At 57.3% G+C, this 25,097-nt stretch carries 26 protein-coding genes and 1 tRNA gene; 18 read left to right on the top strand and 9 right to left on the bottom strand.

Annotated features, from left to right (window positions below):
- Both ACR0I8_RS14590 and ACR0I8_RS14585 read right to left on the bottom strand, forming a co-directional pair.
- Window positions 1-423 (bottom strand): tellurite resistance TerB family protein, encoded by a 423-nt coding sequence (locus tag ACR0I8_RS14590; protein WP_170661134.1) that lies wholly within the window; start codon window positions 421-423, stop codon window positions 1-3.
- A 79-nt stretch (window positions 424-502) separates the two neighbouring features.
- Entirely contained in the window at window positions 503-970 is a 468-nt protein-coding gene (locus tag ACR0I8_RS14585) for an Lrp/AsnC family transcriptional regulator (RefSeq protein ID WP_480703318.1), read from the bottom strand.
- A gap of 109 nt (window positions 971-1,079) precedes the next feature.
- Between ACR0I8_RS14585 and phhA the strand changes: the two genes are divergently transcribed.
- Together phhA and ACR0I8_RS14575 are read left to right on the top strand one after the other, a co-directional pair.
- The gene (gene phhA / locus ACR0I8_RS14580; protein ID WP_170691409.1) at window positions 1,080-1,880 is read left to right on the top strand and encodes a phenylalanine 4-monooxygenase; all 801 of its coding nucleotides are present in this window, start codon (window positions 1,080-1,082) and stop codon (window positions 1,878-1,880) included.
- Between the two features lie 6 nt (window positions 1,881-1,886).
- Window positions 1,887-2,240 carry a 4a-hydroxytetrahydrobiopterin dehydratase gene (locus ACR0I8_RS14575; protein WP_170691407.1) on the top strand — a complete coding sequence of 118 codons (354 nt, stop codon included), beginning with the start codon at window positions 1,887-1,889 and terminating at the stop codon, window positions 2,238-2,240.
- A 127-nt stretch (window positions 2,241-2,367) separates the two neighbouring features.
- Here the strand turns inward: ACR0I8_RS14575 and ACR0I8_RS14570 are convergent, their stop codons facing one another.
- Complete coding sequence (locus ACR0I8_RS14570) at window positions 2,368-4,371, bottom strand: cellulase family glycosylhydrolase (RefSeq protein WP_480703316.1); 2,004 nt, start codon at window positions 4,369-4,371, stop codon at window positions 2,368-2,370.
- Between the two features lie 216 nt (window positions 4,372-4,587).
- On the opposite strand from ACR0I8_RS14570, the gene ACR0I8_RS14565 reads away from it, so the two are divergent.
- The 4 genes from ACR0I8_RS14565 to ACR0I8_RS14550 all read left to right on the top strand — a co-directional run bounded on the left by ACR0I8_RS14565 (window position 4,588) and on the right by ACR0I8_RS14550 (window position 9,465).
- Window positions 4,588-6,162, top strand: a complete 1,575-nt coding sequence (locus tag ACR0I8_RS14565) for a lysine--tRNA ligase (RefSeq protein WP_170691405.1) — start codon at window positions 4,588-4,590, stop codon at window positions 6,160-6,162.
- Between the two features lie 48 nt (window positions 6,163-6,210).
- Window positions 6,211-6,612: a DUF4864 domain-containing protein gene (locus ACR0I8_RS14560; protein WP_170378812.1), complete on the top strand. Its 402-nt coding sequence runs from the start codon at window positions 6,211-6,213 to the stop codon at window positions 6,610-6,612.
- A 135-nt stretch (window positions 6,613-6,747) separates the two neighbouring features.
- Window positions 6,748-9,033, top strand: coding sequence for a glycosyl hydrolase family 28-related protein (locus ACR0I8_RS14555; protein ID WP_170691404.1), 2,286 nt, complete (start codon window positions 6,748-6,750; stop codon window positions 9,031-9,033).
- A 111-nt stretch (window positions 9,034-9,144) separates the two neighbouring features.
- On the top strand, window positions 9,145-9,465 hold the full coding sequence (locus ACR0I8_RS14550) for an antibiotic biosynthesis monooxygenase family protein (RefSeq protein WP_170462743.1): 321 nt from the start codon (window positions 9,145-9,147) through the stop codon (window positions 9,463-9,465).
- Between the two features lie 21 nt (window positions 9,466-9,486).
- Here ACR0I8_RS14550 and ACR0I8_RS14545 read toward each other — a convergent pair whose 3' ends face one another.
- Window positions 9,487-9,969 carry a pyridoxamine 5'-phosphate oxidase family protein gene (locus ACR0I8_RS14545; protein WP_170691402.1) on the bottom strand — a complete coding sequence of 161 codons (483 nt, stop codon included), beginning with the start codon at window positions 9,967-9,969 and terminating at the stop codon, window positions 9,487-9,489.
- A gap of 109 nt (window positions 9,970-10,078) precedes the next feature.
- On the opposite strand from ACR0I8_RS14545, the gene ACR0I8_RS14540 reads away from it, so the two are divergent.
- Entirely contained in the window at window positions 10,079-10,498 is a 420-nt protein-coding gene (locus ACR0I8_RS14540; RefSeq protein ID WP_480703314.1) for an excalibur calcium-binding domain-containing protein, read from the top strand.
- Between the two features lie 143 nt (window positions 10,499-10,641).
- The gene (locus ACR0I8_RS14535) at window positions 10,642-10,932 is read left to right on the top strand and encodes a hypothetical protein (protein WP_170462745.1); all 291 of its coding nucleotides are present in this window, start codon (window positions 10,642-10,644) and stop codon (window positions 10,930-10,932) included.
- 44 nt (window positions 10,933-10,976) lie between these two features.
- Here ACR0I8_RS14535 and ACR0I8_RS14530 read toward each other — a convergent pair whose 3' ends face one another.
- From ACR0I8_RS14530 to ACR0I8_RS14520, 3 genes are all read right to left on the bottom strand, one after another.
- Window positions 10,977-11,405 carry a hypothetical protein gene (locus ACR0I8_RS14530; protein ID WP_170691400.1) on the bottom strand — a complete coding sequence of 143 codons (429 nt, stop codon included), beginning with the start codon at window positions 11,403-11,405 and terminating at the stop codon, window positions 10,977-10,979.
- Between the two features lie 47 nt (window positions 11,406-11,452).
- Entirely contained in the window at window positions 11,453-12,154 is a 702-nt protein-coding gene (locus ACR0I8_RS14525) for an ORF6N domain-containing protein (RefSeq protein ID WP_170691398.1), read from the bottom strand.
- A 115-nt stretch (window positions 12,155-12,269) separates the two neighbouring features.
- The gene (locus ACR0I8_RS14520; RefSeq protein WP_170691396.1) at window positions 12,270-12,749 is read right to left on the bottom strand and encodes a Pycsar system effector family protein; all 480 of its coding nucleotides are present in this window, start codon (window positions 12,747-12,749) and stop codon (window positions 12,270-12,272) included.
- A gap of 67 nt (window positions 12,750-12,816) precedes the next feature.
- Here ACR0I8_RS14520 and ACR0I8_RS14515 point away from each other — a divergent pair, with 67 nt between their 5' ends.
- Window positions 12,817-13,404, top strand: coding sequence for a hypothetical protein (locus ACR0I8_RS14515; RefSeq protein WP_480703312.1), 588 nt, complete (start codon window positions 12,817-12,819; stop codon window positions 13,402-13,404).
- A gap of 5 nt (window positions 13,405-13,409) precedes the next feature.
- Here ACR0I8_RS14515 and uvrB read toward each other — a convergent pair whose 3' ends face one another.
- A complete protein-coding gene (gene uvrB / locus ACR0I8_RS14510) occupies window positions 13,410-15,596 on the bottom strand; it encodes an excinuclease ABC subunit UvrB (protein ID WP_170691394.1) in 2,187 nt (728 codons plus the stop codon).
- A 154-nt stretch (window positions 15,597-15,750) separates the two neighbouring features.
- Here uvrB and ACR0I8_RS14505 point away from each other — a divergent pair, with 154 nt between their 5' ends.
- From ACR0I8_RS14505 to ACR0I8_RS14495, 3 genes are all read left to right on the top strand, one after another.
- The gene (locus tag ACR0I8_RS14505; protein WP_170378795.1) at window positions 15,751-16,062 is read left to right on the top strand and encodes an ETC complex I subunit; all 312 of its coding nucleotides are present in this window, start codon (window positions 15,751-15,753) and stop codon (window positions 16,060-16,062) included.
- Entirely contained in the window at window positions 16,063-16,539 is a 477-nt protein-coding gene (locus ACR0I8_RS14500) for a GNAT family N-acetyltransferase (protein ID WP_170691392.1), read from the top strand.
- Window positions 16,540-16,560: 21 nt separating this feature from the next.
- A tRNA-Arg gene (locus ACR0I8_RS14495) sits at window positions 16,561-16,637 on the top strand.
- A gap of 181 nt (window positions 16,638-16,818) precedes the next feature.
- Here ACR0I8_RS14495 and ACR0I8_RS14490 read toward each other — a convergent pair.
- Window positions 16,819-17,883 carry a Hint domain-containing protein gene (locus ACR0I8_RS14490; protein ID WP_170691390.1) on the bottom strand — a complete coding sequence of 355 codons (1,065 nt, stop codon included), beginning with the start codon at window positions 17,881-17,883 and terminating at the stop codon, window positions 16,819-16,821.
- Between the two features lie 275 nt (window positions 17,884-18,158).
- Here ACR0I8_RS14490 and iolG point away from each other — a divergent pair, with 275 nt between their 5' ends.
- The 6 genes from iolG to iolE all read left to right on the top strand — a co-directional run bounded on the left by iolG (window position 18,159) and on the right by iolE (window position 25,083).
- Window positions 18,159-19,172 (top strand): inositol 2-dehydrogenase, encoded by a 1,014-nt coding sequence (gene iolG / locus ACR0I8_RS14485; protein ID WP_170691388.1) that lies wholly within the window; start codon window positions 18,159-18,161, stop codon window positions 19,170-19,172.
- A 122-nt stretch (window positions 19,173-19,294) separates the two neighbouring features.
- Entirely contained in the window at window positions 19,295-20,236 is a 942-nt protein-coding gene (locus ACR0I8_RS14480; RefSeq protein ID WP_170378787.1) for a sugar ABC transporter substrate-binding protein, read from the top strand.
- Window positions 20,237-20,320: 84 nt separating this feature from the next.
- The gene (locus tag ACR0I8_RS14475; protein ID WP_170378785.1) at window positions 20,321-21,445 is read left to right on the top strand and encodes an ABC transporter permease; all 1,125 of its coding nucleotides are present in this window, start codon (window positions 20,321-20,323) and stop codon (window positions 21,443-21,445) included.
- A 1-nt stretch (window position 21,446) separates the two neighbouring features.
- Window positions 21,447-22,265 (top strand): ATP-binding cassette domain-containing protein, encoded by an 819-nt coding sequence (locus tag ACR0I8_RS14470; RefSeq protein WP_170378783.1) that lies wholly within the window; start codon window positions 21,447-21,449, stop codon window positions 22,263-22,265.
- An 89-nt stretch (window positions 22,266-22,354) separates the two neighbouring features.
- Entirely contained in the window at window positions 22,355-24,187 is a 1,833-nt protein-coding gene (iolD, locus tag ACR0I8_RS14465) for a 3D-(3,5/4)-trihydroxycyclohexane-1,2-dione acylhydrolase (decyclizing) (protein WP_170691386.1), read from the top strand.
- On the top strand, window positions 24,184-25,083 hold the full coding sequence (iolE, locus tag ACR0I8_RS14460; RefSeq protein WP_170691384.1) for a myo-inosose-2 dehydratase: 900 nt from the start codon (window positions 24,184-24,186) through the stop codon (window positions 25,081-25,083). Before iolD ends, iolE begins: the two co-directional genes overlap by 4 nt.
- The last annotated feature ends 14 nt before the right edge of the window (window positions 25,084-25,097 follow it).

The raw sequence follows: 25,097 nt of genomic DNA, 5'->3' as shown, positions 1-25,097 counted from the left end.
CTAAACCGCGTGGCGCGCGCGGGCACCGCGTTCGATCGCGGCTGCGTGCAGGCGGTCGATGTTCAGCTCATAGCGGATTTCTTCCAGCAAACGTAGCTCGGTCTCGGCCAGTGAACCGTCTGCGGCGGCCACGTCGCAGGCCAGCGCATAGGCGGTTTCGTTCAGGCGTTCTGGCAAATTGTCACGGATCAGGCCGAACAGGGCATCCAACCCATCTTCCTGTTCGAACAGGTCGAAAACGATTTGCGAAACCCGGCGGGTGCGGTCGATGTCATAACCCGCAAACACAGGCAGCATATTCACCGCGCCTTCGATCTTGACCAGTTCGGCGGTGCGGATCGTCTCATCCGACGCCGAGATCGCGACCATGATCGCCACAAGGCAATCTTGCGGAGACATCGGGTGTGGAATTTGATCGGTCATTGGGTCGTCCTGAGTCATTTGCTGCCGTCGCACGATAGGAGGGCTGGCGGACGGGTTCAACGGCTTTTGCCTGTGTGTGTCAGAGAATTGGCAGTGGTCCCCGCGTTTTGGTCTGGCGCAGCACGAAATTGCTACGGGTGTCACGGACCAGGCCTGACTTCAGAAGGCACTGCATTATGAAAAGCTCAAGATCTTCGGGCGATTTGGCATAGACCTTGAGTAGGAAGTCATGATCTCCGGTAATCGACGCGCATTCCACGATCTGAGGTTCTGTCTCAACCAGACGGAGGAAGGCATTGATGTTGTCTTCCTGATGGCTCTGCAACGCGACGTGGATATAAGAAATTGCGTTCAGTCCGACAGACTTGGCGCGGACCTGCGCAGAGTAGCCCGATATAACGCCCGATGCCTCAAGATCCCGCACCCGACGCCAGCATTGCGAGGCCGACAGGCCTGTGCGGTCTGCAAGTTCCTGCATCGACAACCGGCCATCGGTTTGCAGCTGTTGCAGGATGGCCAGATCAGCAGGATGAAACGTTTGTGCCAATTTTGACCTCAATGCAAAATGATCCGTTCAACTATAAGCGATTTTCCCATTTATAGAAACTGAATTCGCCACCGCCCTTGAATAGAATATTTGTGAAGGGGAGGAGAAGATGCCGAAATCAACGAAATACCGCGCTAAAATCGCCGATGCGAAGGGTCATATCGCGTATACGGCTGAAGAGGACGCCGTTTGGGCTGATCTCTACTCGGCGCAGCAGGACAACGTGCAGAAATACATGGCGCGCGACTATCTCGACGGCCTGAAACGGTTGGAGTTGCCGAAGACCCGTGTGCCCTCTTGCAAGGATATCTCGGAACGTTTGTTGGACCTGACCGGATGGCGGGTTCAGCCCGTGCCAGCGCTGATTGGGTTCGAAACCTTCTTCGGGATGCTGGCCGACAGAGTGTTTCCGGCAGCGTCCTTTATCCGCTCACGCGAGGATTTCGACTATATTGAAGAGCCGGACATCTTTCACGAGATCTTTGGGCATACGCCCTTGCTCAGCGATCCCAGATTTGCGGCGTTCAGTCAGGCCATCGGCAAGGCCGGGGTGCAGGCTGGGCCGAAGGACTATGCTTGGCTGATCCGGCTCTATTGGTTCTCGATCGAGTTCGGGTTACGGTGGCAAGACGGTGAGATCAAAGCGCTTGGATCGGGGCTGGCGTCCTCGCCCACTGAACTTGTCTATGCGGTCGAAAGTGATATGCCGGACCGGGACCCGTTCGACGTGCTGACGATCCTGCGTACTCCATACCGGATCGACATGCACCAGATGGGCTACTTTGTTCTGCAAGACCCCGAGGCGCTGTTCGCCGCGGCCGACAGGGACCTGTTGGCAGATGTAAGACAGGCGCAGTCGCTCGGTCTATTGCCCAACAAGTTCCCACCCAAAGCAACAGCAGCGGAGTGATCGAAAATGACCACAACAGGACAAACCTGCAACTTGTCAGACCGTACGTGCGTACCTTGTTCCGGCGGCATTCCAGCCCTGACGGCAGACGAGGCGAATGCTCATATGGGCGAGCTGTCATCGGAATGGACACTGAATGTCGGGTCGACCGAGCTTAGCCGCCACTTCGCGTTCAAGGGTTTCGCTAAGGCGACATATCTGGCCAATCTTTGTGCATGGCTGGCGGATCAGCAGGGCCACCATCCCGATATCTCGTTCGGCTGGGGCTATGTGGATGTCAGGCTGACAACCCATGAAATCGGCGGACTCAGCGAGAATGACTTTATCTGGGCGGCGAAACTGGACCAGTTGACCGGTTGAATCGGCCTTGGCCCTAAGAAAAACCCCGTGCTTTTTTGACTCATGCTGCACCGACACGACAGGAGGGGGAGTTGGAAGGTTCAATTGGAATGTGGGTGCGCACGGGTTTCATGCTGCCCCCGGATTTCTATTCGAGATAAAACCAGTTCCCGGTGCCCAATTTTTCAAGGTCAATGACATGCACACCGTCCTGAAAACTGTGTGCTCCCACGGCGGCTTTTTTCTGGTCGGGGAAGCGAAGCGTTAGCCTAGGCGATGCTTTTATCTGAAGCCGTCCGACTAAGGGCTCAATCCGGAAGGAGAGTTCTTCCGGAACTGCGCGGCCGGCCAGTGAGACCAGAATACGTCCTGAAGTTGTAATCTCTTCATCATCAAGACTTTGGACAACAACAGCCGCAGTTGGGTTCTCGACCTCGAAAGCTACATTCGTGGTTGCGACCGTTTTGTCCGAAAGGTGTCCTGCGGCGGCCTGGGTCTTGGCCGTGTCGATGACAATCAGGCCATCGTTGAATGCCCTATAAAAATCACCGGTATCCGCCGCAACGGTTTGAGCGTCCGGTTCCAGGTAAGAGTGTTCGGTATCGAGTATTTCATGTTGCTGCTCCTCCAGTACCGAGGCTTGCAACCAAGGCAGTGCCGGCGTGTCCGGCATACAGGTGACCAATCTACTTTGCTCGACGATTGTTCGTATCCCGACCGAGGATGCCGGCGTTATCGAACTGCCAAAAAAGGCCTCGTGATCGGGGCAAAGGGCATAAGTCTTTTCCGCAAGGCGCACATGGCCCTGCCGATAGAGAAGAGCAGCCGCAGGCATCATGGCCATCATCGCGGGGTCTTCGGCCATGCTCCAGTTGGTGGGGCGAAGCGGGCCATTCAAGGGCTGCTGCGCATAACCATAGACGATAGGGGCATCCCATCCCTGATGGGCGGCACGCACGGCGACATTGAGTGGTGCAATAAACCTGTCGTCGCCGGGAAATTCTCCGATGTTCCACTCGGAAATGCTGAACGGCATTCCGACCACTTGTCCAATAGACAGCCAATCCAGAAAGCCGGACTGCGTTCTTGGGTCGTAATAAACTTCGCTTGAGCTTCCATAGCTATGCCCGTCAACCATGGAGCCGCGCGTGAGAGAGGGCAGCCCGGCGACCGACATCCCCCCCCACAGGCTGGTTGTGGTGATCAGACCCTCAAACCCGGTCGCTTCAATATTCTCGATCATTCGGTCATTGAAGCGGCGTTCAAGTTCGTTGAGAAACAGCTTGGACGGCCCGTGCAGCCAGGATCGCCAGGTGAGCTCCGGATCAAGGCCGTGTTCCACGGCAAATTCGTGCGCGGCCTCCATATAGACAGCGTTATGCAGGGGGACGTTCTTGTCTGGCAGCAGCGCATTTCCGAAGTGATGTGTCAGATCATTTTCGTTCGTGATCATAACGGCAATGACCGCAGGATCTTCTGCGTAGGATAGCCCAGTTATCTTGTTGATGTGTCGTAGATACTTGTCCTGAAATTCAAGCATCAGCGCTTCGATGCTTGGTGAAATGTAGCTGAATCCCTTGACGCGAATCGAGGTCTCACCCTTGGCGATCTCTTCGAAATCCTCGACCCCGTCTTCGGGTGTAAAGCTGCGACCGACATGAAGGTCGAGCCAGATGTAAAGGCCCTCGGCCTTTAGTGCCGCGATCCATTGGTCCAGTTTTTTCAATGAGAAGGCATCGAGCTTGCGGGTTGTCTGCGCTTCGTTGCCAAAGATATTGGGCTGCACCCAATGCGAGTCGTGGTGGTGGATGCGCACCAGATTGAAGCCCAACCGAGAAAGGCGTTGGGCGTGGGCCCGCATGAAACGAGTTTCGGTCGTGAACAGCGCATAGGCTTGAAGGTTCGCCCCCCAAAATCGGGCCGGGGTACCATCCGCGAAGAAAAGCTCATCGCCAACGGCCTGTATTTTACCGTGACGGCCCGCAGGCCGGTGGTTCAATGCACTTAGGTCGGGAATGGGAGTTTCCAACCGCAGCGCCCCTCTCGGCCAAGTCTGTACATCTTCGCTTGGCTGCGACGTCGCCGATCTGGGGCCTGATGCGATGCTAACCGCTAGGATGAGCAAAAAAGCAAAAATATCTGGGCGGTTCATCAGGCACCTCGTGCTTGTGCAGTGTATCTTTTCGGAAGGTTACCGCGTTGCCCGGGATTTCAAAATGGTTCTGCACACTGAGCTTATGCTTATTTGCAGTGGGCGGCGCTAGAAAAACCCCGTGCTTTTATTGACTCATGCTGCACCGGCACAATAGGAGGGGCCGGTCGGTTGCAAAGGGCGACCGGCGCTGTTTTTCCCGATGGAGCAAATCTGATGTCTGAACTGCGTGAAACCGCAATGTCGTCCAAGGCCTGGCCTTTCGAAGAGGCGCGCCGGTTGCTCAAACGCTATCAGAAGAACGCTCCGGAGAAGGGGTTTGTGTTGTTCGAGACCGGCTATGGCCCCTCGGGTCTGCCGCATATCGGCACCTTTGGGGAGGTCGCGCGAACCACGATGGTCAAGCGCGCGTTTGAAGCGCTGTCGGATATACCAACCAAGCTGATCTGTTTTTCGGACGATCTGGACGGTATGCGAAAAGTGCCCAGCAACGTGCCGAACCCGGAGATTCTGGAGCAGCACCTGCAGCGTCCGCTGACTTCGGTTCCCGATCCATTCGGTGAATACGAAAGCTTTGGGGCGCACAACAACGCTATGCTACGCCGATTCCTCGACACCTTTGGGTTCGAGTATGAGTTCTATTCGGCGAAGGAATTCTACGAGTCCGGACAATTTGACGAGATTCTTAAGCGTGCTGTCGAACGCTATGACGAGATTATGGCGATCATGCTGAAAAGTCTCCGTGAAGAACGGCAGCAAACTTATTCGATCTTCCTGCCTCTGCATCCCGAAAGCGGGCGGGTGATGTATGTACCGATGAAAAAGGTCTGCGCCGAGACCTACACCGTGACCTTTGATGATGAGACGGGCAAGGAATGGACCGTTCCCGTCACAGGCGGCAACGTCAAGCTGCAGTGGAAGCCGGACTTTGGCGCGCGCTGGGCTGCGCTGGGCGTCGATTTTGAGATGTACGGCAAGGAACACGCCACCAACGAAAAGATCTATGACGCGATCTGCCGTGCTTTGGGTGGCCGCGCGCCCGAGCATTTCTCGTATGAGCTGTTTCTGGATGAAAACGGCCAGAAAATCTCGAAATCGTCCGGCAATGGCGTATCGATTGACGAATGGCTGACCTATGCGCCGACGGAAAGCCTGTCGTATTTCATGTATCAAAAGCCCAAGACGGCCAAGCGGATGCATTTCGACGTCATTCCCAAGGCCTATGATGAATACCATCAGCAGCTGCGGGCCTATCCGGGGCAGGAGCTGAAGGCTCAGTTGAACAATCCAGTCTGGCATATCCATGGCGGTGATGTCCCGGAATCGACCTTGATCGTACCGTTTGCCATGTTGCTGAACCTCGCGTCGGTTTCCGGGGCAGAAGACAAAGAGGCGCTTTGGGGCTTTATCCGCCGTTACGCGCCTGAGGCGACCGCCGAGAGCCACCCCGATCTGGATCAGGCGGCCGGTTTTGCCGTGCGCTACTTCAACGATTTCGTCAAACCAACGCGCAAGCACCGCGCCCCGACGGAGCAAGAGCGCGAGGCGTTGGAGGCTCTGAAAGCCGCGCTCGAGGCCTATGACGGTCCAGCCGAAGACGAGGCGCTGCAATCGGTGGTCTATTCCATCGGGCGCGAGCGGTTTGACCCGATGCGTGGTTGGTTCACTGCCCTCTACGAGGTGCTGTTGGGGGCCTCGCAAGGCCCGCGTTTTGGTGGCTTCATTGCCCTCTATGGCGTGCCGGAAACGATCGCGCTGATCGAAAAGGCCTTGGCCGGAGAGCTGGTCTGATTTGACCTGATCCCGCATGGGGCTACCGTTCCGTCAGGAGGTAGCCCCATGCGTCGTTTACTGCTTGCCCTGTCCCTGAGTGCTGGTTTGGCCTCGGGTGCGTTTGCCCAGAATACCGAGATCGAGGCCAATATCGCGGCCCAGATTCAGGCCTTTAAGGCGGATGATTTCGCCACCGCCTTTACCTTTGCCAGCCCCAATATTCAGCGTCTATTCGGAAACCCGGACAATTTCGGAGCGATGGTACGCAATGGCTATCCCATGGTCTGGCGTCCCTCTGATGTGCGGTTTCTGGAACTGCGCGAGGTCGCAGGCGCGATGTGGCAGAAGGTCATGATCACCGATGGCGATGGCGCGGTTCACATTCTCGACTATCAGATGATCCAGCAGGAGAATGGCTGGAAGATCAACGGCGTGCAGCTACTTGGGCGCGCCGACCCAGCAGCCTGATGCAACAGCACCGTCACGGTCGTATGAGTGGCGGTTAATCCCTTTTGGATACTCAGACTGTCGCGTTCGGGATGGACCTGAACACGGCGTTTGAACGTGCAGCCATTGGGCCGCGCGACGAGGAAAGGGATTTCTATGAACAAGGCAATCACCGACGGCATTGTGTTCATGCCGCCTGCTTTCGAAAACGGTCTGGGCGTGTGGTCTGCGGGCGATGGTACGCCGGGCTCACCGACCTATGATGGCTCGGGCACCGGGGCATTTGTGCCGTCGGATGCGGATTTTGGCGGCTGCCTTGAGATCCTGAAGATCAACAGCCCGCAGCAGTTGCGCTACATGGGCCAGACCCAGATCCTGCCGGGGTGCTATTTGCAGATCAAGGCGCGGGTCAAGGCGATCAGTGGTCCTCTGCCCGAGGTGCGCATCGCGGCCTGGGCCGGTGCAGCAGGCGACACCCACCTGACGGGGGTAATCGAGCAAGGCCCAGCCACTCAGCTGGCAAGTTATGGCGCAGTGACCGAGATCACCGCCATTGTAGGCACGGGGCGACGGCCGGGCGTGGACATGGCTTGGGGTGTCAGTGCGCTCTACGGTCATTTCGGCATTGATATTGAGGGCGCCAACGGGGCCGTCATCCGCGTCGATGATCTGGAGATCACGGATGTCACTGGCGTGTTCCTGCGTGAGATCATCAGCCGTGTGGATGTGCGCGACTACGGCGCGGTGGGCGACGGCATTGCCGACGACTCGGCCGCGTTCGAGGCGGCGGATCAGGCCGCCGGAGGCCCACGCATTTTTGTGCCCCAAGGCACCTATCGTCTAGCAGAGAACACCACCCTGTCCTCGGAGGTCGAGTTTGAGGGCACGGTCACGATGCCTGACGACAAGATGCTTTTGCTGCTGAAAAACTATGACCTGCCAACTTACATTGCCGCGTTCGGGAATGAAGAGCTGGCCTTCAAAAAAGCGTTTCAGGCATTGTTGAACAACTCGGACCATGAATCGCTGGATCTGGGTGGGCGCAAGATCGAAGTGACGGCCCCAATCGACATGTTTGCCGCTGTTCCCAACAAGCCGGGGTTTTCGACCCGCCGCGTCATCCGTAACGGTCAGTTCGATGTCAAAAGCAGCTCAGCCTGGGATACCGAGACCTTCACCTCGGTCGCGACCTATGATCCAGCGGATTCGACCCGTCTGACCAATGTGGCCAACGTCGCGAACATCCCCATCGGTTCGCTGGTTCAGGGCAGCGGCGTCGGGCGCGAGATTTACGTGCGCGGCAAAGATGAAAGCGCCGGAGAGCTGACGTTGAACGCACCGATGTATGACGCGGCAGGAACCCAGACCTTCACCTTCGTGTCCTTCAAATACCTGCTGGATTTCGGCAATTTCGGAGTGCTGCGCAAATTCGGGATGGAACAGATCGAGTTCCAGTGCAACGGCCGCTGCAGCGCCATTCGTCTGGCACCTGCGGGCAGCACATTCTCATTGTCGGATTGTTTCATCAGCCGTCCGCTGGATCGCGGCATCACCTCGATTGGCACGGGCTGCAAAGGGATGTTGATCGACAATTGCCAGTTCCTGTCCTCGGAAGAGTCGTTCATTGTGCCGGATCGCAAGTCGATCGCGCTGAACACCACCTCGAATGATGTTAAGATCCGCCACAACCGGGCAGTGCGCTTCAAGCATTTTGCGGTTATCGGCGGGGACAACAATATGATCCTTGGTAACCACTTCTTCCAGGGCGACAGTATTCCGCAAGGGGTGCGGACCGCAGGGCTGATCATGATCGGGACCTATAACAGCTCGACCATCGCCGAGAACTACATAGACAATTGCTTTGTGCAATGGACGAACGAGCGTGACACGACGCCTGCCTATGTCTCGGGCTATTCCTTCAGCGCCATGAGCATCACTGACAATATCTTCTATTCCAGCGAGGCCCCGCCCTGGTTCAGCTATATCGTGATCCGCCCGCACGGTCCGGGGCATTTTCTGGACGGGCTGGCGGTGACCGGTAACAAGTTCCGCTCTAACGGAACGGACCTAGAGCGCGCCGACCGGGTGGATACGTCTTTTGCGGATCTGGATGCGGATCAGCACATCAACGTCACGTTCAGCAACAACACCTATCACGGTATTGAAGCCAAGGTGGAAAACCCGCTGCGGGTACGACATAGCCAGAGCTCGGCCTCGCTGGTCTGGACCATCGACTCGTACGGTCGGTTGCCGTTTGGCTCCAAGGCGCGCAGTTGCGATGCGGTGGCGGTTCTGGGGCCGCTCAGAACGGCGCTGGGGTCGGTGCGCTATTCCTTTCCCTATGCCGATGTCGAACAGGGCAGCAATGGCGATGCCGTCCAATTGCGCTGGGCCGAAAGCCTGAGCGGCGATGTATCGGTACAGATGCGTCTGGAAGAGTAACGATAGCAGCCAGTCGCCCCTGTATCGGGGCGGCTTCGCTTTGGGTGACAGGAAAGACAAGACGTTTGGGAATCCTGTGCTAGGCTGAGGGTAAGCCAAAGGAGGACTCAGATGCCGACAATAGCCAAAACCGCCAGCGTTCAGACCGTTATCACGACATTTGAGATGACACCCGGCACCTGTCAGGACCTGCTTGAGGCTCTGACGGATGCCTATTCCGAATTCATCTCAAAACAGCCCGGATTTGTATCGGCCGGCCTGCATGTCAACGACGCCCAGACCCGTATTGCCAATTATTCGCAATGGGAACGGCGCGAGGATTTTCTGGCCATGCTGCGTACCCCGGAAATGCGCGACCGCAACCGCAAGATCAATGAGCTGTGCAAGAGTTTTGAGCCGGTCATGTATGACGTGGCTGAGACATTTAATTGACGCAGGTCCCGTGCATTGGGGTCAGATGTCTGTAGCTTCGACGCGGTAAGCATTGCCAAACCCGCCGTTCAGCAACCCATCTTCAATCTCAAAGCGGACAAAGCTGAAATCAGTGAAATCTGCATAGAGTTTAGCCTTCGGGCGCAGTGACAGATACCTCTGGCGGAGGTTGTCATGATCCGCCGTTCCCCGTGCAATCAAACGGGCCGTCGCGTGCAAGGTCAGCCGAGGATGCGTGAGGGGGTCTCCCTTAGCGCCGGGATCCCCGATCAGCAAGGCACAGGCAGGGTTGTTCTGTAGCGACTGGCTATGGTCCGACAGGCTTGAAATCAGCGAGATCGGCTGCCCCTCGGCATCTGTTGCCATTGCAATCCGCGATACAGATGGTACAACGGTGCCTGGCCTCAAAACGGCGAGCGCAGCATGGGTCGCCTCATCCATCAATTCGCGGATCAGGCCCCGGGCGGTGTCGTCCAGCGGTTGGTAGGGGTCTTTCGTTGGCATTGTGCCTCGCATTGGTGAGCGTGAGGGTAATTCTATCCGCGGTGATCTTTGTGGGTAAGCCGTGTTCTGCCTCGGCTTCGCCACAAAGTCCCTGTATCGCGATGGCATGATGTTTCGCAAATCCAATCTGGACGAACCCTTGCCGACCAAACGTCAGCGCCGGGCCGAAGCCGCCCGGCGACGCGCACTCTCTCCGGTGCGTATTCTGCTTATGGTTCTGTGCCTGCCGCTGACCGTCGCGTTGATCTCTTTCAACATGTTCGTGCGCCTTTCGGACTATGGTCGGGATGAAGCTATGGTCCATCTGATCGCGCTGGCCGGCTGCGATGCCTCTCGGTCCATGGGTTTTGGAACGTTTTACGAAGGCTATGCGGGCTATCATCCGCGCAACGATCCCGACGGGGATGGAGTGGCCTGTGGACCGGATGTGGCGCAGCGTCAAACGGTCCCATCACCAAGCACGACCACGCCCCGCGAAACAACCGTCAACCAAAGGTCCTTGGGCAACGCCAAGTTCATCAAGCCCTAAAACCCGTGGGTTGAGGGCTGTCTCCTCCGCGACCGTTTGGCCTGTGGCGCTGCGGGAATCTGCCAGAACATGCTATGATGCGCCGCGTTGGTACCAGTTTGGTGCCTCCATCGGGCAATTTCGCCCAGGTTGGGAGGACAAAGATGTTTGCACGCGTAACTCAATTTAAAATGAAGCCTGGCACGCGCGAGGCGGCCACGGCGAAGATGAACGAATTGAAATCTGAAATCATGGGCATGCCCGGCATGCACTGTTTTACCAACGTCATGAACGAGGATGGGACCGGATACGTGATCTCGGTGGTCGAAAGTGAGGATATCTCGAACGCAAACGCCCCAAAAGTGGCCGAGCTTTGGGGGCATTTCGCTGAATTCATGGAAGCGCCGCCAACCCCGGCGGGCTTTGACGTGGTTGCCCATTGGGACAAAGGCTGAACGCACGTTTGACCACAGGCCGATCCGCGCCACTTCAGGCAATGCTACGAAAGCCGTGCCGCTGCACAGGTGCGAAACTTGCGCACCTCTGGCGCGGCGCCTTCCAGTGAGAATTCACTCAGGTGGTCTTGCGTGAAGGCGTAGGCTGTTTGGTTGAACTCCAAGCCATCCAAGACGTTGCCAAAGCCGGTGTCTGAGACGAATAGGGACATCGCATCGTCCGACAGCTTATGTCTTGGCGTTCCAATCTCAATCGGGTTTGGGCCTTCAAATCGCATGGCAAACCAAGGCGTTTGCGTCCAGCCTTCGGCGCGTCGCATGATTTCGAGGGTATAGAGCGGCTGCGCCGGATCGTAGGTGAGCCGGATCTCCTCTGCTTCGGTCTCGTGTGTCAATGTGCAGATCTCGCCAATCGTGGCGTTCCACGCATAGGCGGGGCTGCCGAGCAGCAGTGAGAGCAGGACAAAGCGCATGGCGATGAACCTAGCCGCAGATTGCCCTTTGGCAAGTGTGTGACAGGCTAGCCCTTCATTGCATTCAACAAGTCCAGCAGCCGCTTTCGGTCATCATCGTCAGCATAGTCACCGGTGGCCAGGCGCTGGGCAATGCTCAGGCGCAGGCGTTCCTGCTGGGTGCGGACATCTTCGCTGGCGGTTTCGGCCAGCGTCTTCATGATCGCCGCCACGGCCTGTTTGCGATTGGTGCTGGGGCTGGCGATATAGTCAACAAGGCTCTGCTTACCGGAATCGAGGATGTTCTCGGCCAAATCACGCAGTTGCGCGCCATTGGGCAGCAGTGGGACGGGGTCGTCCTTTGGCAGCAGGATTTCCGGTACGCTGCGCGGGGTCTCGGCCAGCGCATTTGCACCGTCGACAAAGGCCTCGGTGATCATCCGGGTGATCCTGATCGCGCGCGGGTCCTTGAACAGGGCCGAAGCGATGGCCACGCCGTAATCCGTATAGACCCACGGATTGACCCGCCGCCCGCCGCGGCCTTTGGGTTTTGAGATCACATTCTGTGATTGCAAATCGGCGACCTCGGCGTCGGACAGCTGAAAGCGGTAGCCCTCGAACAGGTCCTTGTTGCGCGAGACGGCCTGATTGAAGGCGCTGACCGACTTTCCATAGAACTGCGCCAGATCCTCGGCCAGCACCACACGGGTGCCACGCACCCGGTGAATGGCGCTTTGGACCTCATGCGTGCTGGGCAGGGTGTTCGTCATGGCAACCGTTTGGAATCACAATTTGTGATTTCAAACGTGGAGGAGGGTGGGGCGGGGTGCAAGGGTGGAGTGTGGGGTACCAAGAATGAAAACCAAAGCACTGCAAGCACATAGTTCATTGAATGAACAATGCTCCTAATTGAGCGGAAACAAAAAAGCAAAACGTCCAAAGCGACAAAACGAATGAGAATTTCGTTAGTCTCGCAGCTTTTTCTAAAGCTTTGTCGTTCTGATCTAACCTGTCATCGTTTTCTGCAGCTTGAGAAGTAATAACTTCAAAAAAATCATCGTCTTCATCGAGATGGCCTTTCCAATCTCGCCAATAGTGCCCTCTCACATGGAAGCTTCGGGGAAGGCATGATGCCGCAGCCAAAATGCCAGACAAGACGAAAACCGAGCAGCAAAAATAAGTCAGCAGTGGAGCAGGGGTGTTTGCCCCCAAAGCACCAAGCAAAGCGGCAACTGCCGTCATCGTTCCAGCAAGCGCCATTGCTCTTTGGTCCGCATTAGATGCCAACTGATTGTAGTCTTCTAGCCTCAGTTCCGTTTGCCGAAGGGCTTCTACTGCGATATCAAGACGATTATTAGACGTCAAAACTTCTCCTAAAGGTAGTAAATGGCAAAGAGACCTGCGCCTCCACCGACACGTGGTCGTCTCGGAAATGCTTCATCGCAACGTAATGATGGGACAAAGCCCGCGCCAAGACCTAATCCAAAACCGGCTCCCAAACCATCGAAAAATCCGAAGAAATAGAAGCGCGCGCGCGATTGAAGTGAATGGGGCAATGCAGTTGTTTTGGCTCATCGCAGAAGGATTTCGTGCGACGCGAACAAATAAAATGAATGGGAAAATGAAACTAGTAAATATGTATTTGGCGATTTCTGTCTGCTTCTCTGCAACGGTATTTGCCACTGAAATGATTGCGCAATCTTTCTCATGCCAGTACGGAGCCCAACCTGCTTGTCTCGATTATGGGGACAAAGTATGCTCAAGTGCGGGCAAATGCGTGAGCACTAATGCTGTTTGTTTTGACAGCTACCAATGCGATTTCGAAGGCTTCACGTGCAAATCAAATGTGTCCGAATGCGTGGAAGAATACGAGAGTCTTCAGTTCAAATATAACGAATTGGTAGATGACTATAACGACCTGTTACGCGACGCTAAGGATACTACAAACGAGTTATCTGAACTGAAAGACTGTGTTGATTGGGCGACCAGCAAAGACGAAGCCAAGCAATGTGCTTGGTAGCGAATTCACCGCTTCCTCCGCTTCACATTCCCACCCCGTTGCCCCGGCCTACCAGCCGTTGATCGTCCGCGCGATTTCACCGCGTCTTCCGAGGCCTTCTCGACCGCCCATTGGCGCGCCATAGGGTCATCGGCGACGGCCAGATCGACCGCTTCCAGACGTTTGATCTCATCGCGGATGTTGGCAGCCTCTTCGAATTCCAGGTTCTCGGCGGCTTTGCGCATCTTCTCGCGTAACCCGTCCAGATGGGCCTCGAGGTTGGCGCCGTGCATCGGTTTGTCGATGGTGGCGGTGACGCGGTTCATGTCGACATCGCCTTCGTAGAGACCGGCCAAAACGTCCTCGACGTTTTTCTTCACCGTCTCGGGCGTGATGCCGTGTTCCTCGTTATAGGCGATCTGCTTGGCGCGGCGGCGGTTGGTCTCGTTCAGCGCGCGCTCCATCGAGCCGGTGATCTTGTCGGCATACATGATCACCCGGCCCTCGGCGTTCCGCGCAGCGCGGCCGATGGTCTGGACCAGAGAGGTCTCGGATCGCAGGAAGCCCTCTTTGTCCGCGTCAAGAATGGCGACCAGCCCACATTCGGGAATATCGAGGCCTTCGCGCAGAAGGTTGATGCCGACCAGCACGTCGAACGCCCCCAACCGCAGGTCACGCAGGATTTCGATCCGTTCCAGCGTGTCGATATCCGAGTGCATGTAGCGGACTTTGATGCCCTGTTCGTGCAGGTATTCAGTCAGGTCCTCGGCCATGCGCTTGGTCAGAGTCGTGACCAGCGTGCGGAAGCCATTGGCAGAGACTTTGCGCACCTCGTCCAGCAGGTCGTCCACCTGCATCGACACGGGGCGGATTTCGACCTCAGGGTCCAGAAGACCGGTGGGGCGGATGACCTGTTCGGTGAAGACGCCACCGGTCTGTTCGATCTCCCACTTCGCCGGGGTGGCCGAGACGAAGACGGATTGCGGGCGCATGGCGTCCCATTCCTCGAACTTGAGGGGTCGGTTGTCCATGCACGATGGCAGGCGGAACCCGTGTTCGGCCAGGGTGAATTTACGGCGATAGTCGCCCCTGTACATGCCGCCGATCTGCGGGACGGAGACGTGGGATTCGTCAGCAAAGACAATGGCGTTGTCGGGGATGAATTCGAATAGGGTCGGGGGCGGTTCGCCCGGCGCGCGGCCGGTCAGATAGCGCGAGTAGTTCTCGATCCCGTTGCAGACGCCGGTGGCCTCCAGCATTTCCAGATCGAAATTGGTGCGTTGCTCCAGACGTTGGGCTTCCAGCAGTTTGCCTTCGCCCACCAGTTGGTCCAGCCGGATGCGCAGTTCCTTTTTGATCCCGATGATCGCTTGCTGCATCGTCGGTTTCGGCGTCACGTAGTGCGAGTTTGCGTAGACGCGCACCTGCTCCATCGTTGCCGTGCGTTCGCCGGTCAGGGGGTCGAATTCGGTGATCTGTTCCAGTTCCTCGCCGAAGAAAGACAGCTTCCAGGCGCGATCCTCAAGGTGGGCGGGCCAGATCTCCAGCGAGTCACCCCGAACCCGGAAGGACCCGCGCTGAAACGCCTGATCGTTGCGGCGATATTGCTGAGCGACGAGATCGGCCATGACCTGACGCTGGTCGTACTCACTGCCAACTTTCAGATCCTGTGTCATCGCCCCGTAGGTCTCGACCGAACCGATACCGTAGATACACGAGACCGAGGCGACGATGATCACGTCATCGCGTTCCAAAAGCGCGCGGGTGGCCGAGTGGCGCATCCGGTCGATCTGTTCGTTGATCTGCGATTCTTTTTCTATGTACGTGTCCGAACGCGGCACGTAGGCCTCGGGCTGGTAGTAGTCGTAGTAAGATACGAAATACTCGACTGAGTTTTCGGGGAAGAAGCCTTTGAACTCGCCGTACAGCTGCGCGGCCAGTGTCTTGTTGGGTGCAAGGATGATGGCGGGGCGCTGCGTTTCCTCGATCACCTTAGCCATGGTGAAGGTCTTGCCCGTGCCGGTCGCGCCAAGCAGAACCTGATCGCGCTCGCCGTCCAGAACGCCGCCCGCCAGCTCTTTGATGGCTGTGGGCTGGTCCCCGGCAGGCGCAAAATCGGTGTGCATCACGAACGCCTTGCCGCCCTCAAGCTTGAGGCGGGCGCGGACGTCTTCTGAGGTCAGCTGGGTCTTGTCGGAATGAGCATAGGCCATAGAGGGGGGATTCCTTTCGCGCCTGATTTTGATCTGTTTTTGTTCCGGTTCAAGGGGGCATTTCCATTGCGCGCAATTGCGACAATTGCGGACTTGTCCGAATGGATGCTGTGACGCATAAACAAAGCCAGCCAAGTGAGTACGGAGAGGCGAGATGCGCGCACGGATTTACCAGCCTTCGCGGAATGCGATGACCTCGGGCATGGCCAAGACCCGCAAGTGGGTTTTGGAATATGCGCCTGCGTCCTCGCGTGAAGTTGATCCGCTGATGGGCTGGACCTCATCCGATGACACCCAGACCCAGGTGCGCCTGAAATTCGATACCAAGGAAGAGGCACTGGATTACGCCAAGGACAATGGTATCGACGTTCAGGTCAGCGAGCCGCACAAGCGCAAGCCCAACCTGCGTCCGCGCGGGTATGGCGAGAATTTCGCAACCGACCGTCGCAGCCCCTGGACGCACTAAATGATCGAAATTCGACTGGCCGACCCCACGTCGGATGCCTTGCGCCCTGTGATCGAGGCGCATTTTGCCCATAGCGAGCAAGCCTGTCCGGCGGAAAGCAACCACACCATGGGGCCCGAGGCCTTGTCGGGTGACGGCATCCGCTTCTGGGGTCTTTTCGAAGAGGGCCGCGCCTTGGGCTGCGGCGCGTTGAAGACACTGCCTGATGGGACGGCCGAAGTGAAATCCGTTCACGTTGTTGAAGCCGCACGCGGGCGCGGTCTCGCGCGGGTGATGATGGCGCATCTTGCCGATCTCGCTGCCAATGAGGGCACAGAGGCACTTGTGCTCGAAACGGGTGCGGCGCATCTGCCGGATTATGATGCTGCGCGTAAGCTCTATGAGGCGCTGGGTTATTCCTATTGCGGCCCGATCTATGGGTATGAAGACGATCCAAACAGCGCCTTCATGCGCTTGGCCCTTGAACCCCGCCCTTAAAACCAGCAAGAAGGGCGCAGCGGTCCCTTAGCTCAACTGGATAGAGCAGCTGACTTCTAATCAGCAGGTTGAGGGTTCGAGTCCTTCAGGGATCGCCATTTCACCCAAGAAAAACACGCGGCTTGTCCGATCCGTTCTTCGCTTTGGCGGGGAAGGTTCAGAAGGGCTGGCTGAGGGGGTCGCGCCAGCCCTTCTTTAGAGCGTTACTGAGTGGTAGGTAAATCAGTAACCAAAAATTAACAAATGCTCGCGGCGCGCGAAATTGGGGGATTCCCGTAGTTAATGTGCCGCTACGCGGGTTTTTGTGGTGTTCAAACGGGAGAGATGAGACCTGAGAACAGCCGCTTCATGTGGTTTTAGAATGGGTGCAGCTGTCGGCCCATAAGCGTTGGGATTTCCGCGCAGCTCAGGGAAAAGTGACAGTATTTCAGCACGCTGCGGGTGGTCCAGCGCTCCGATCGAGTTCGAAGTTACGAAAAAACTCTCGCTCAGGACGCCCTCAGATCTGACGATTTGATGCTGATCGAACATGACATGCCAATAGTTGACATGCCCGCCTTCGCGAATCGATACTCCGTCCATGCCGCATAGGAACTTGGCTGCCACCAATGCGTGGGGCGCGCCAAACAGAAGCTCGGCTACGCTGGTGTCGATCATCATCCGGTGCTGCTGCGAGACGACTAGTTGTCTCGGGTTCCCCAGCGTGTTGGGGGCAAAGACCACAGGGGCAAAGCGCCCGGTTGCCGGAACGGACGTGCTCCCGATCCACAGAACTGGCTGCAGGCCGTTGTCCCGTGTCCAGACCTTTTGATCGACGTGGATCTGCTGCACGGGAACCGAACCGTCGGCTGTTTCGATCAATGTGTCCTCAGCAAAGCAAGCCACATAGTCCGAATACAGCGAAGACCCCGTATTTGATCCCGCAACCTTGACGTAGGACGCCCCATCTATCAGCCGCTCTGAGGCTGCAAAACCCCAGACATCCGAAGTCACGCCGTTTTGCGAAAAGACATACAGCCGGATGACAGGGCCGGTCTCTAGGCCGTTTTCGTCAAGTTGCCGAATGTCGATGAAGGATTCGGATTCAACGGGCGTTCCGTTGGCTACAATCCCGCCGCCATCGGTTATGGTATGGCTGAAGGCCTGATCATCTTCGAACACATCCGGAGTGCCCGAGGTGTCATCCACGGTGACCGTGGTTCCCCCACCCGAAGTATATTGAAAAACGGTTCCATTCGGCGTGTCCGAGTTGTTGCGGATCGGTGTGCCTACAATCCCAGCGCTGGGGCTGGACGTGACCAACATGTTCTCGCTGTCGATCGAAAAGAAACTACGCAGTACCATTCAACATCCTGTTCGCTTTGCGGTTTTGGGCCACTGGCTACAAGCGTTGAGCCTATCGAGTTTAATCGGGATATCTACCCAAACTCTTGAAGACCCAAGAAGATGTGACCGGGAAGACTCGGGTTTTCCTGCCCTTCGGTGAGCGCCTTGGGCTGGGCACGCGGTGCGGCTCGCGTCATTTGGTAATTTTGCTACCAAATAGAGGCGACAAAATTGTTGCAACCGGTTGCAAAAAAATCCATTGTTGCGCCACAGAACAGGATTCGAGGGTTTGGATGTTGAAGGTTGGATTGCTGGGCGCCGGTCGGATCGGGCGGGTGCATGCGCGGGCGATATCAGCCCATCCGGGCAGTGTGTTATGCGCGGTCTCGGATGCTATGGCTCAGGCGGCAGAGGATCTGGCCCATGAGCACGGCGCCGAGGTTCGAACCTCGGACCAGATCATAGCTGACCCTGAAATCGACGCAGTGCTGATCGCGACGCCGACCGACACGCATTCGGACCTGATCGAAGCCGCAACAGCGGCGGGTAAAGCGGTTTTGTGCGAAAAACCCGTCGATCTGGACCTTCAGCGGGCCATTTCCTGCCAGCAGTCGGTTGCGGCCCATGGTCGACCCGTGATGATCGGCTTCAACCGTCGGTTTGATCCCAGTTTTTCGGCATTGAAAGTGGCTGTGGATGCAGGCGAGATCGGCAAGGCTGAACTGCTGTCCATCACCTCGTTCGATCCCTCCCCGCCGCCGGTGAGCTATGTAAAGGTTTCGGGTGGTCTGTTCCGGGACATGATGATCCACGATTTCGACATGGCGAATTTCCTGATGGGAGAGGTCCCGAAGACGATTTCCGCTGTCGGCTCGTCGATCGTCGACCCAGAAATCGGCGCGGCCGGAGACGTGGATACCGCCGTTGTCACAATGGCTTACGCGGATGGTCGTATTGCGGCTATCAAGAATTCACGCCGGGCGGCCTATGGCTATGATCAGCGGGTCGAGCTGCTGGGTTCCGAAGGTCTTCTGCAGGCGCAGAACATGCTGGAAAACACGGTTGTCAAATCGACCTCCGCCGGCGTCGTCGGGGCCAAACCCACCTATTTCTTTCTGGAACGCTACATGCCTGCCTATCAGGCCGAGTGGGCCGCTTTTGTGGAGGCTGCCGCCTCGGGCGCGCAGGTTCCAGTGTCGCTGGAAGATGGGGTTGCAGCCCTCGCCATGGCCGAGGCGGCAACGATGTCGGCGCAGTCGGGTAGGCCAGTTCATCTGGCTGAAGTTTTGAAACCGGTTGCAAAATGATTGAATTTCTTCAAACTGAAAACAGCTCGGATACAGACCCGGGCAATACAGATTCGGCCCAACCGATTAAATGGGGCTGATAGCCTAGGACGAAAACAGACGGTTTTATGGGAGGAAACCAAATGAACAAGTTTGTGAAACGAGTACTGATGGCCAGTGCTGTCGCGGTGGCGGCCGCAAGCGGTGCCGCGGCTGAGGGTGAAAAGTACATCCTGGTCAGCCATGCCCCTGACAGTGACAGCTGGTGGAACACGATCAAGAACGGTATCGCTTTGGCCGGTGAGCAGATGGGTGTCGAGGTGGAATATCGCAACCCGCCTACTGGTGACCTTGCGGATATGGCGCGCATCATCGATCAGGCTGCGGCCTCCGGTCCCAATGGTATCATCACCACGTTGGCTGACCCGGATATTCTCGAAGGCCCGATCAAAGCTGCTGTAGATTCCGGGATCGACGTGATCATTATGAACACTGGGACACCCGACAAGGCACGCGAAGTTGGCGCCCTGATGTATGTCGGGCAGCCCGAATACGACGCCGGCTACGCGGCTGGTCTTCGGGCGAAAGGTGACGGCATTGGCTCTTTCCTTTGTGTGAACCATTACATCGTCCAGCCATCCAGCCAAGAGCGTTGCCAGGGCTTCGCGGACGGCCTGGGTATTGAGCTTGGTGAGCAGATGATCGACGCGGGACAGGACCCTGCGGAGATTAAGAACCGCGTTCTGGCCTACCTGTCGGCTAACCCAGAGACGGACGCTGTTTTGACGCTTGGCCCGACCTCTGCCGATCCAACCATCTTGGCGCTTCAAGAGAACGGCATGGCCGGTGACATTTATTTCGGTACGTTCGATCTGGGTGGCGAGATTGTCAAAGCCATCAAGGACGGTACCATTCAGTGGGGAATCGACCAGCAGCCGTTCCTGCAGGCCTACCTGCCGGTTGTTGTTCTGACTAACTACCACCGTTACGGCGTTCTGCCTGGCAACAACATCAACTCTGGCCCCGGTTTCGTGACCGCGGACGGCCTGGAGAAAATCGAAGAATTCGCAGGTGAATACCGCTGATCTTCCGAGCTGAGCGGGCGTGCTAAGGCGCCCGCTCAGACCTACTTCCATTTTTTCTGGATCACCCGCGAGGGGAGGACCACAATGTCTGAGTCAGCTCAATCCACGGCAGTTGAAGATGAACGGATCAAAGAGATCTCGCCGCTGCGCCGTGCTCTGATCCGCCCTGAGCTGGGTGGAATTGTCGGCACCGTCGCCGTATTCACGTTTTTTCTGTTGTTTGCCTTCGATAGTGGCATGTTTACCAGTCAGGGTGTGCTGAACTGGTCAATCGTTTCGGCGCAGTTCATGATCATTGCCGTAGGGGCGTGCCTGCTCATGATCGCAGGCGAATTTGACTTATCGGTCGGTTCGATGATCGGCTTTGCCGGGATGATGATCGCGATCTTCTCAGTCACACTCAGTTGGCCCGTGTGGATGGCTATCATTGTGACGTTTGCGCTCTGTGTGTCGATTGGGGCCTTGAACGGTTTTATCGTGGTGCGAACTGGCCTGCCCAGCTTTATCGTGACTTTGGCCTTTCTGTTTATCCTGCGCGGCTTCACCATTTATCTGCCGCAAACCATTGAGCGGAAGACGATCATTGGCGGCATCAAAGACGTCGCGGAGGGTGACTGGCTGGCGTCGATCTTCGGTGGCAAAGTCGGACAAGGGTTCTTCACTTGGCTTGGCGAAAACGGTTTGATCGAAACGTTCGAGCGTGGAACGCGCGCGGGCCAGCCTGTTGTTGACGGTATTCCCATGCTGATTGTCTGGGCCATTGGTATCATTATTTTTGGTCACGTGCTGCTTACTAAAACCAAGTTTGGCAACTGGATTTTCGCAGCGGGTGGCGACGCCGAGGCAGCGCGGAATTCAGGCGTGCCAGTGAACAAAGTCAAAATACTGATGTTCATGTTCACCGCCTTCTGCGCCACGGTCTTCGCCACCTGTCAGGTTATGGAGTTCGGCTCGGCTGGTGCAGACCGCGGTTTGCTCAAGGAGTTTGAAGCGATTATTGCGGTTGTAATTGGCGGCGCGCTGCTGACCGGCGGATATGGCTCGGTTCTGGGGGCTGCTTTAGGCGCTTTGATTTTTGGCGTGGTACAGCAGGGGCTGTTCTTTGCTGGCGTTGAAAGCTCATTGTTTAGGGTCTTCTTGGGGATCATCCTGTTGGGTGCCGTAATCCTGAACACCTATATCCGCCGCATCATCACAGGAGAACACTGAGATGACTGACGATACCAAGTTCCACCATGGGGACGTGCAGGATAGCAAGCCGATCATTCGTATGGTCGACATCCAGAAACACTTCGGCTCGGTGATTGCGCTGGCAGGCGTCAGCTTTGATCTTAAACCGGGGGAATGCCACTGTCTTCTCGGCGACAATGGTGCAGGCAAATCGACCTTCATTAAGACGATGTCGGGCGTTCACAAACCAACTTCGGGCGAGATTTTCTTCGAAGACAAGCCGATGCATTTTGAAGACCCGCGCGATGCTATTTCAGCGGGGATCGCAACAGTGCATCAGCATTTGGCCATGATCCCGCTGATGAGTGTCAGCCGCAATTTCTTCATGGGCAACGAACCTACGCGCAAAGTGGCCGGAATCAGCTTCTTCGATAAGAAGCTGGCTGACGAAATCACTATGGAAGAGATGCGCAAGATGGGCATCAATCTGCGTGGCCCTGATCAGGCTGTGGGCACCCTGTCTGGAGGGGAACGCCAGACGGTTGCGATTGCGCGCGCCGTTCATTTCGGCGCCAAGATCTTGATTTTGGACGAGCCGACCTCGGCCCTTGGGGTGCGGCAAACTTCGAACGTGCTAGCGACCATCGACAAGGTGCGCAGCCAAGGCGTCGGAGTGGTTTTCATCAGCCACAACGTGCGCCACGCGCTGGCCGTCGGCGACCGCTTTACCGTGCTGAACCGGGGCAAAACGCTGGGCACCGCAAAACGCGGCGAGATCACACCTGAAGAACTACAGGACCTGATGGCGGGAGGACAGGAATTGGCCCAATTGGAAGGGTCACTGGGCGGAACGGTTTAACGCCGTTCCCCCAAAACGGGACCATTCGGTCCGACATCCAACGAAATCGCAGAACTGGCCGGAATGGCCTTGTGTTGAAAGGGATCACAATGGGCAAGACCGTCCGACTGACCGCAGCGCAAGCTTTGGTGCGCTATCTGGGTGCCCAGATGAATGAGGCCGGAGAGCCTTTCATCGCAGGTGTCTGGGCCATTTTCGGCCATGGCAATGTGGCCGGGCTGGGTGAGGCGCTGCATGGTGTCAAAGACACGCTGCCCACCTATCGCGGCCACAATGAACAGACGATGGCGCATTGCGCGATTGCATATGCCAAACAGATGCGGCGCACACGGGCGATGGCGGTGACCTCGTCCATCGGGCCGGGCGCGACCAATATGGTCACCGCTGCTGCGCTGGCCCATGTGAACCGCCTGCCGGTTCTTCTGCTGCCGGGCGACGTCTTCGCCTCGCGCGGGCCGGACCCGGTGTTGCAACAGATCGAGAGTTTTGGCGATGGCACCATCAGCGCAAATGACTGTTTCCGCCCAGTCAGCCGCTACTATGACCGTATTTCGCGCCCCGAGCATCTGCTGACCGCTCTGCCGCGTGCTTTCCGCACGATGACAGATCCGGCGGATTGCGGGCCGGTCACTTTGGCTTTCTGTCAGGACGTGCAGGCCGAGGCCTATGACTATCCCGAAAGCTTCTTTGAACCGCGCGTGTGGTTCCAACGCCGTATTCGCCCGGACGAAGGCGAGCTGGCGCGCGCCGTAGCCGCAATTTCAGCGGCCAAACGACCAGTCATTGTCGCAGGCGGTGGGGTGCATTACTCGGATGCAACCGACGCCTTGCAGAGCTTTGCTGAGACACACAATATCCCGATCACCGAGACGCAGGCCGGCAAATCCTCCTTGGCCTGGGATCATCCTCTTAACCTGGGTCCGATTGGTGTGACGGGCGGTGAGCCGGCCAATGACATCTGCGCGGAGGCCGATCTGGTGCTGGCCGTTGGTACGCGCTTGCAGGATTTCACGACCGGCTCGTGGGGCCTGTTTTCAAACCCCGCGCGCGAGATGATCTGCCTCAACACAGCCGCCTATGATGCTGAGAAACACGGCGCGATGCCGTTGCAATCCGACGCACGCGTTGGCTTGCAGGAGCTGGGCGCCGCGCTGCAGGGCTACAATGCTGATCCTGTGGCCGACAGACTCAAAGCGGATTGGTTTGGCAAGGTTGACGCGCTGACCGACGCGCCGGGTGACGGGAACGCTCTGCCCACTGATATGCAGGTGGTGGGTGCAGTTCAGCGCGCCTCGAATGGCGACACGGTGGTGATGTGCGCCGCTGGCACAATGCCGGGTGAGCTGCACAAGCTGTGGAAAGCGCCGCGACCCGGGGCGTATCACATGGAATACGGGTTCAGCTGCATGGGCTATGAGATCGCAGGCGCCATGGGCATCAAGATGGCCCAACCGGATCGCGACGTGATCTGCTTTACGGGCGACGGCACCTATATGATGGCGAACTCGGAAATGGCGACGGCTGCGATGATGGGCGTCTCCTTCACCGTCGTAATCACCGACAACCGGGGCTTTGGCTGTATCAACCGCCTGCAAATGGGCACTGGCGGGGCCGAGTTTAACAACCTGCTGGATCACACCGTCCACGAAACCGCCTCGAACATCGATTTCGCGGCACATGCGGCGGCGATGGGGGCGACCTCGGTCAAGGTCAGCTCGATTGCCGAGCTTGAGGACGCGCTGGCCAAACGCGGCGACATCACAGGGCCTTACGTGATTGTCATCGACACCGATCCTTACCCCTCGACCGAATATGGCGGCACATGGTGGGAGGTTGCGGTGCCCGAGGTCAGCACCCGCCCCGAAGTGAACGAAAAACGCGCGGCCTATGAGGTTGCCATCAAGGAAAGAAACACGAAATGAGCGTGAAAATCGGGATCTCTCCGATCGCGTGGCAGAACGACGATCTGCCGGACCTGACCGCCGCATACACAATGGAACAAGCGCTGCAGGAGTCGCGTCAGATTGGTTACACCGGCGTCGAACGGGGCCAGCGGATGCCCAGCGATACCGAAGGGCTGCGCGCCTACCTTGAGGGCAACGATATCGCGCTTTGTGGCGGCTGGTGTTCCGGTGCCTCGCTGGTCAATGACTTCGCGTCAGAACAAGACGCGGTACGGGAACAGGTTGAACAGTTCGTGGCCCTGAACAGCCCGTGTATCGTTTACGCCGAATGCTCCAACACCGTTCAAGGCCAGATCGGGACGCCGGTCAATGACCGTCCGAAACTGTCAAAGGATGAGGTGCTGTCCTACGCGGCCAAGCTGACCGAGTTGGCAAAATGGATGGGTGATCAGGGCATGCCAATGGCCTATCACCACCACATGGGCACGATCATCGAAAGCGAAGATGACGTGAACTGGCTGATGGAGGGCTCAGGCCCCGAGGTGAAGCTGTGCTTTGACACCGGTCACCTGCTGTTTGGCAGTGGCGACGTGATGGCGACCCTGAACCGTTGGGGCGACCGCGTGCATCACGTGCATTTCAAGGATATCCGCCCCGCCATCGTGCAGGACGTGCGGGAAAACAACCGCAGTTTCCTGGATGCCGTGATCGCAGGCGCGTTCACGGTGCCAAGTGACGGCTGCATTGATTTTCAGGCGGTCGCAAATGCGCTGAAAGCGATGGATTATGACGGTTGGATCGTCGTTGAGGCAGAACAGGACCCGGCCAAAGCGCCGCCCTATGAGTACTCAAAGAAAGGCTACGACCACATCGTTGACGTCTGCGGCAAGGCAGGATTGGAGATCACCGCGTAACAAACCGCCCCAAG

Source organism: Ruegeria sp. BG9 (assembly GCF_056538305.1).
Note: the sequence above shows the minus strand (reverse complement) of the source record. Positions and strands in the feature narration are given on the sequence as shown.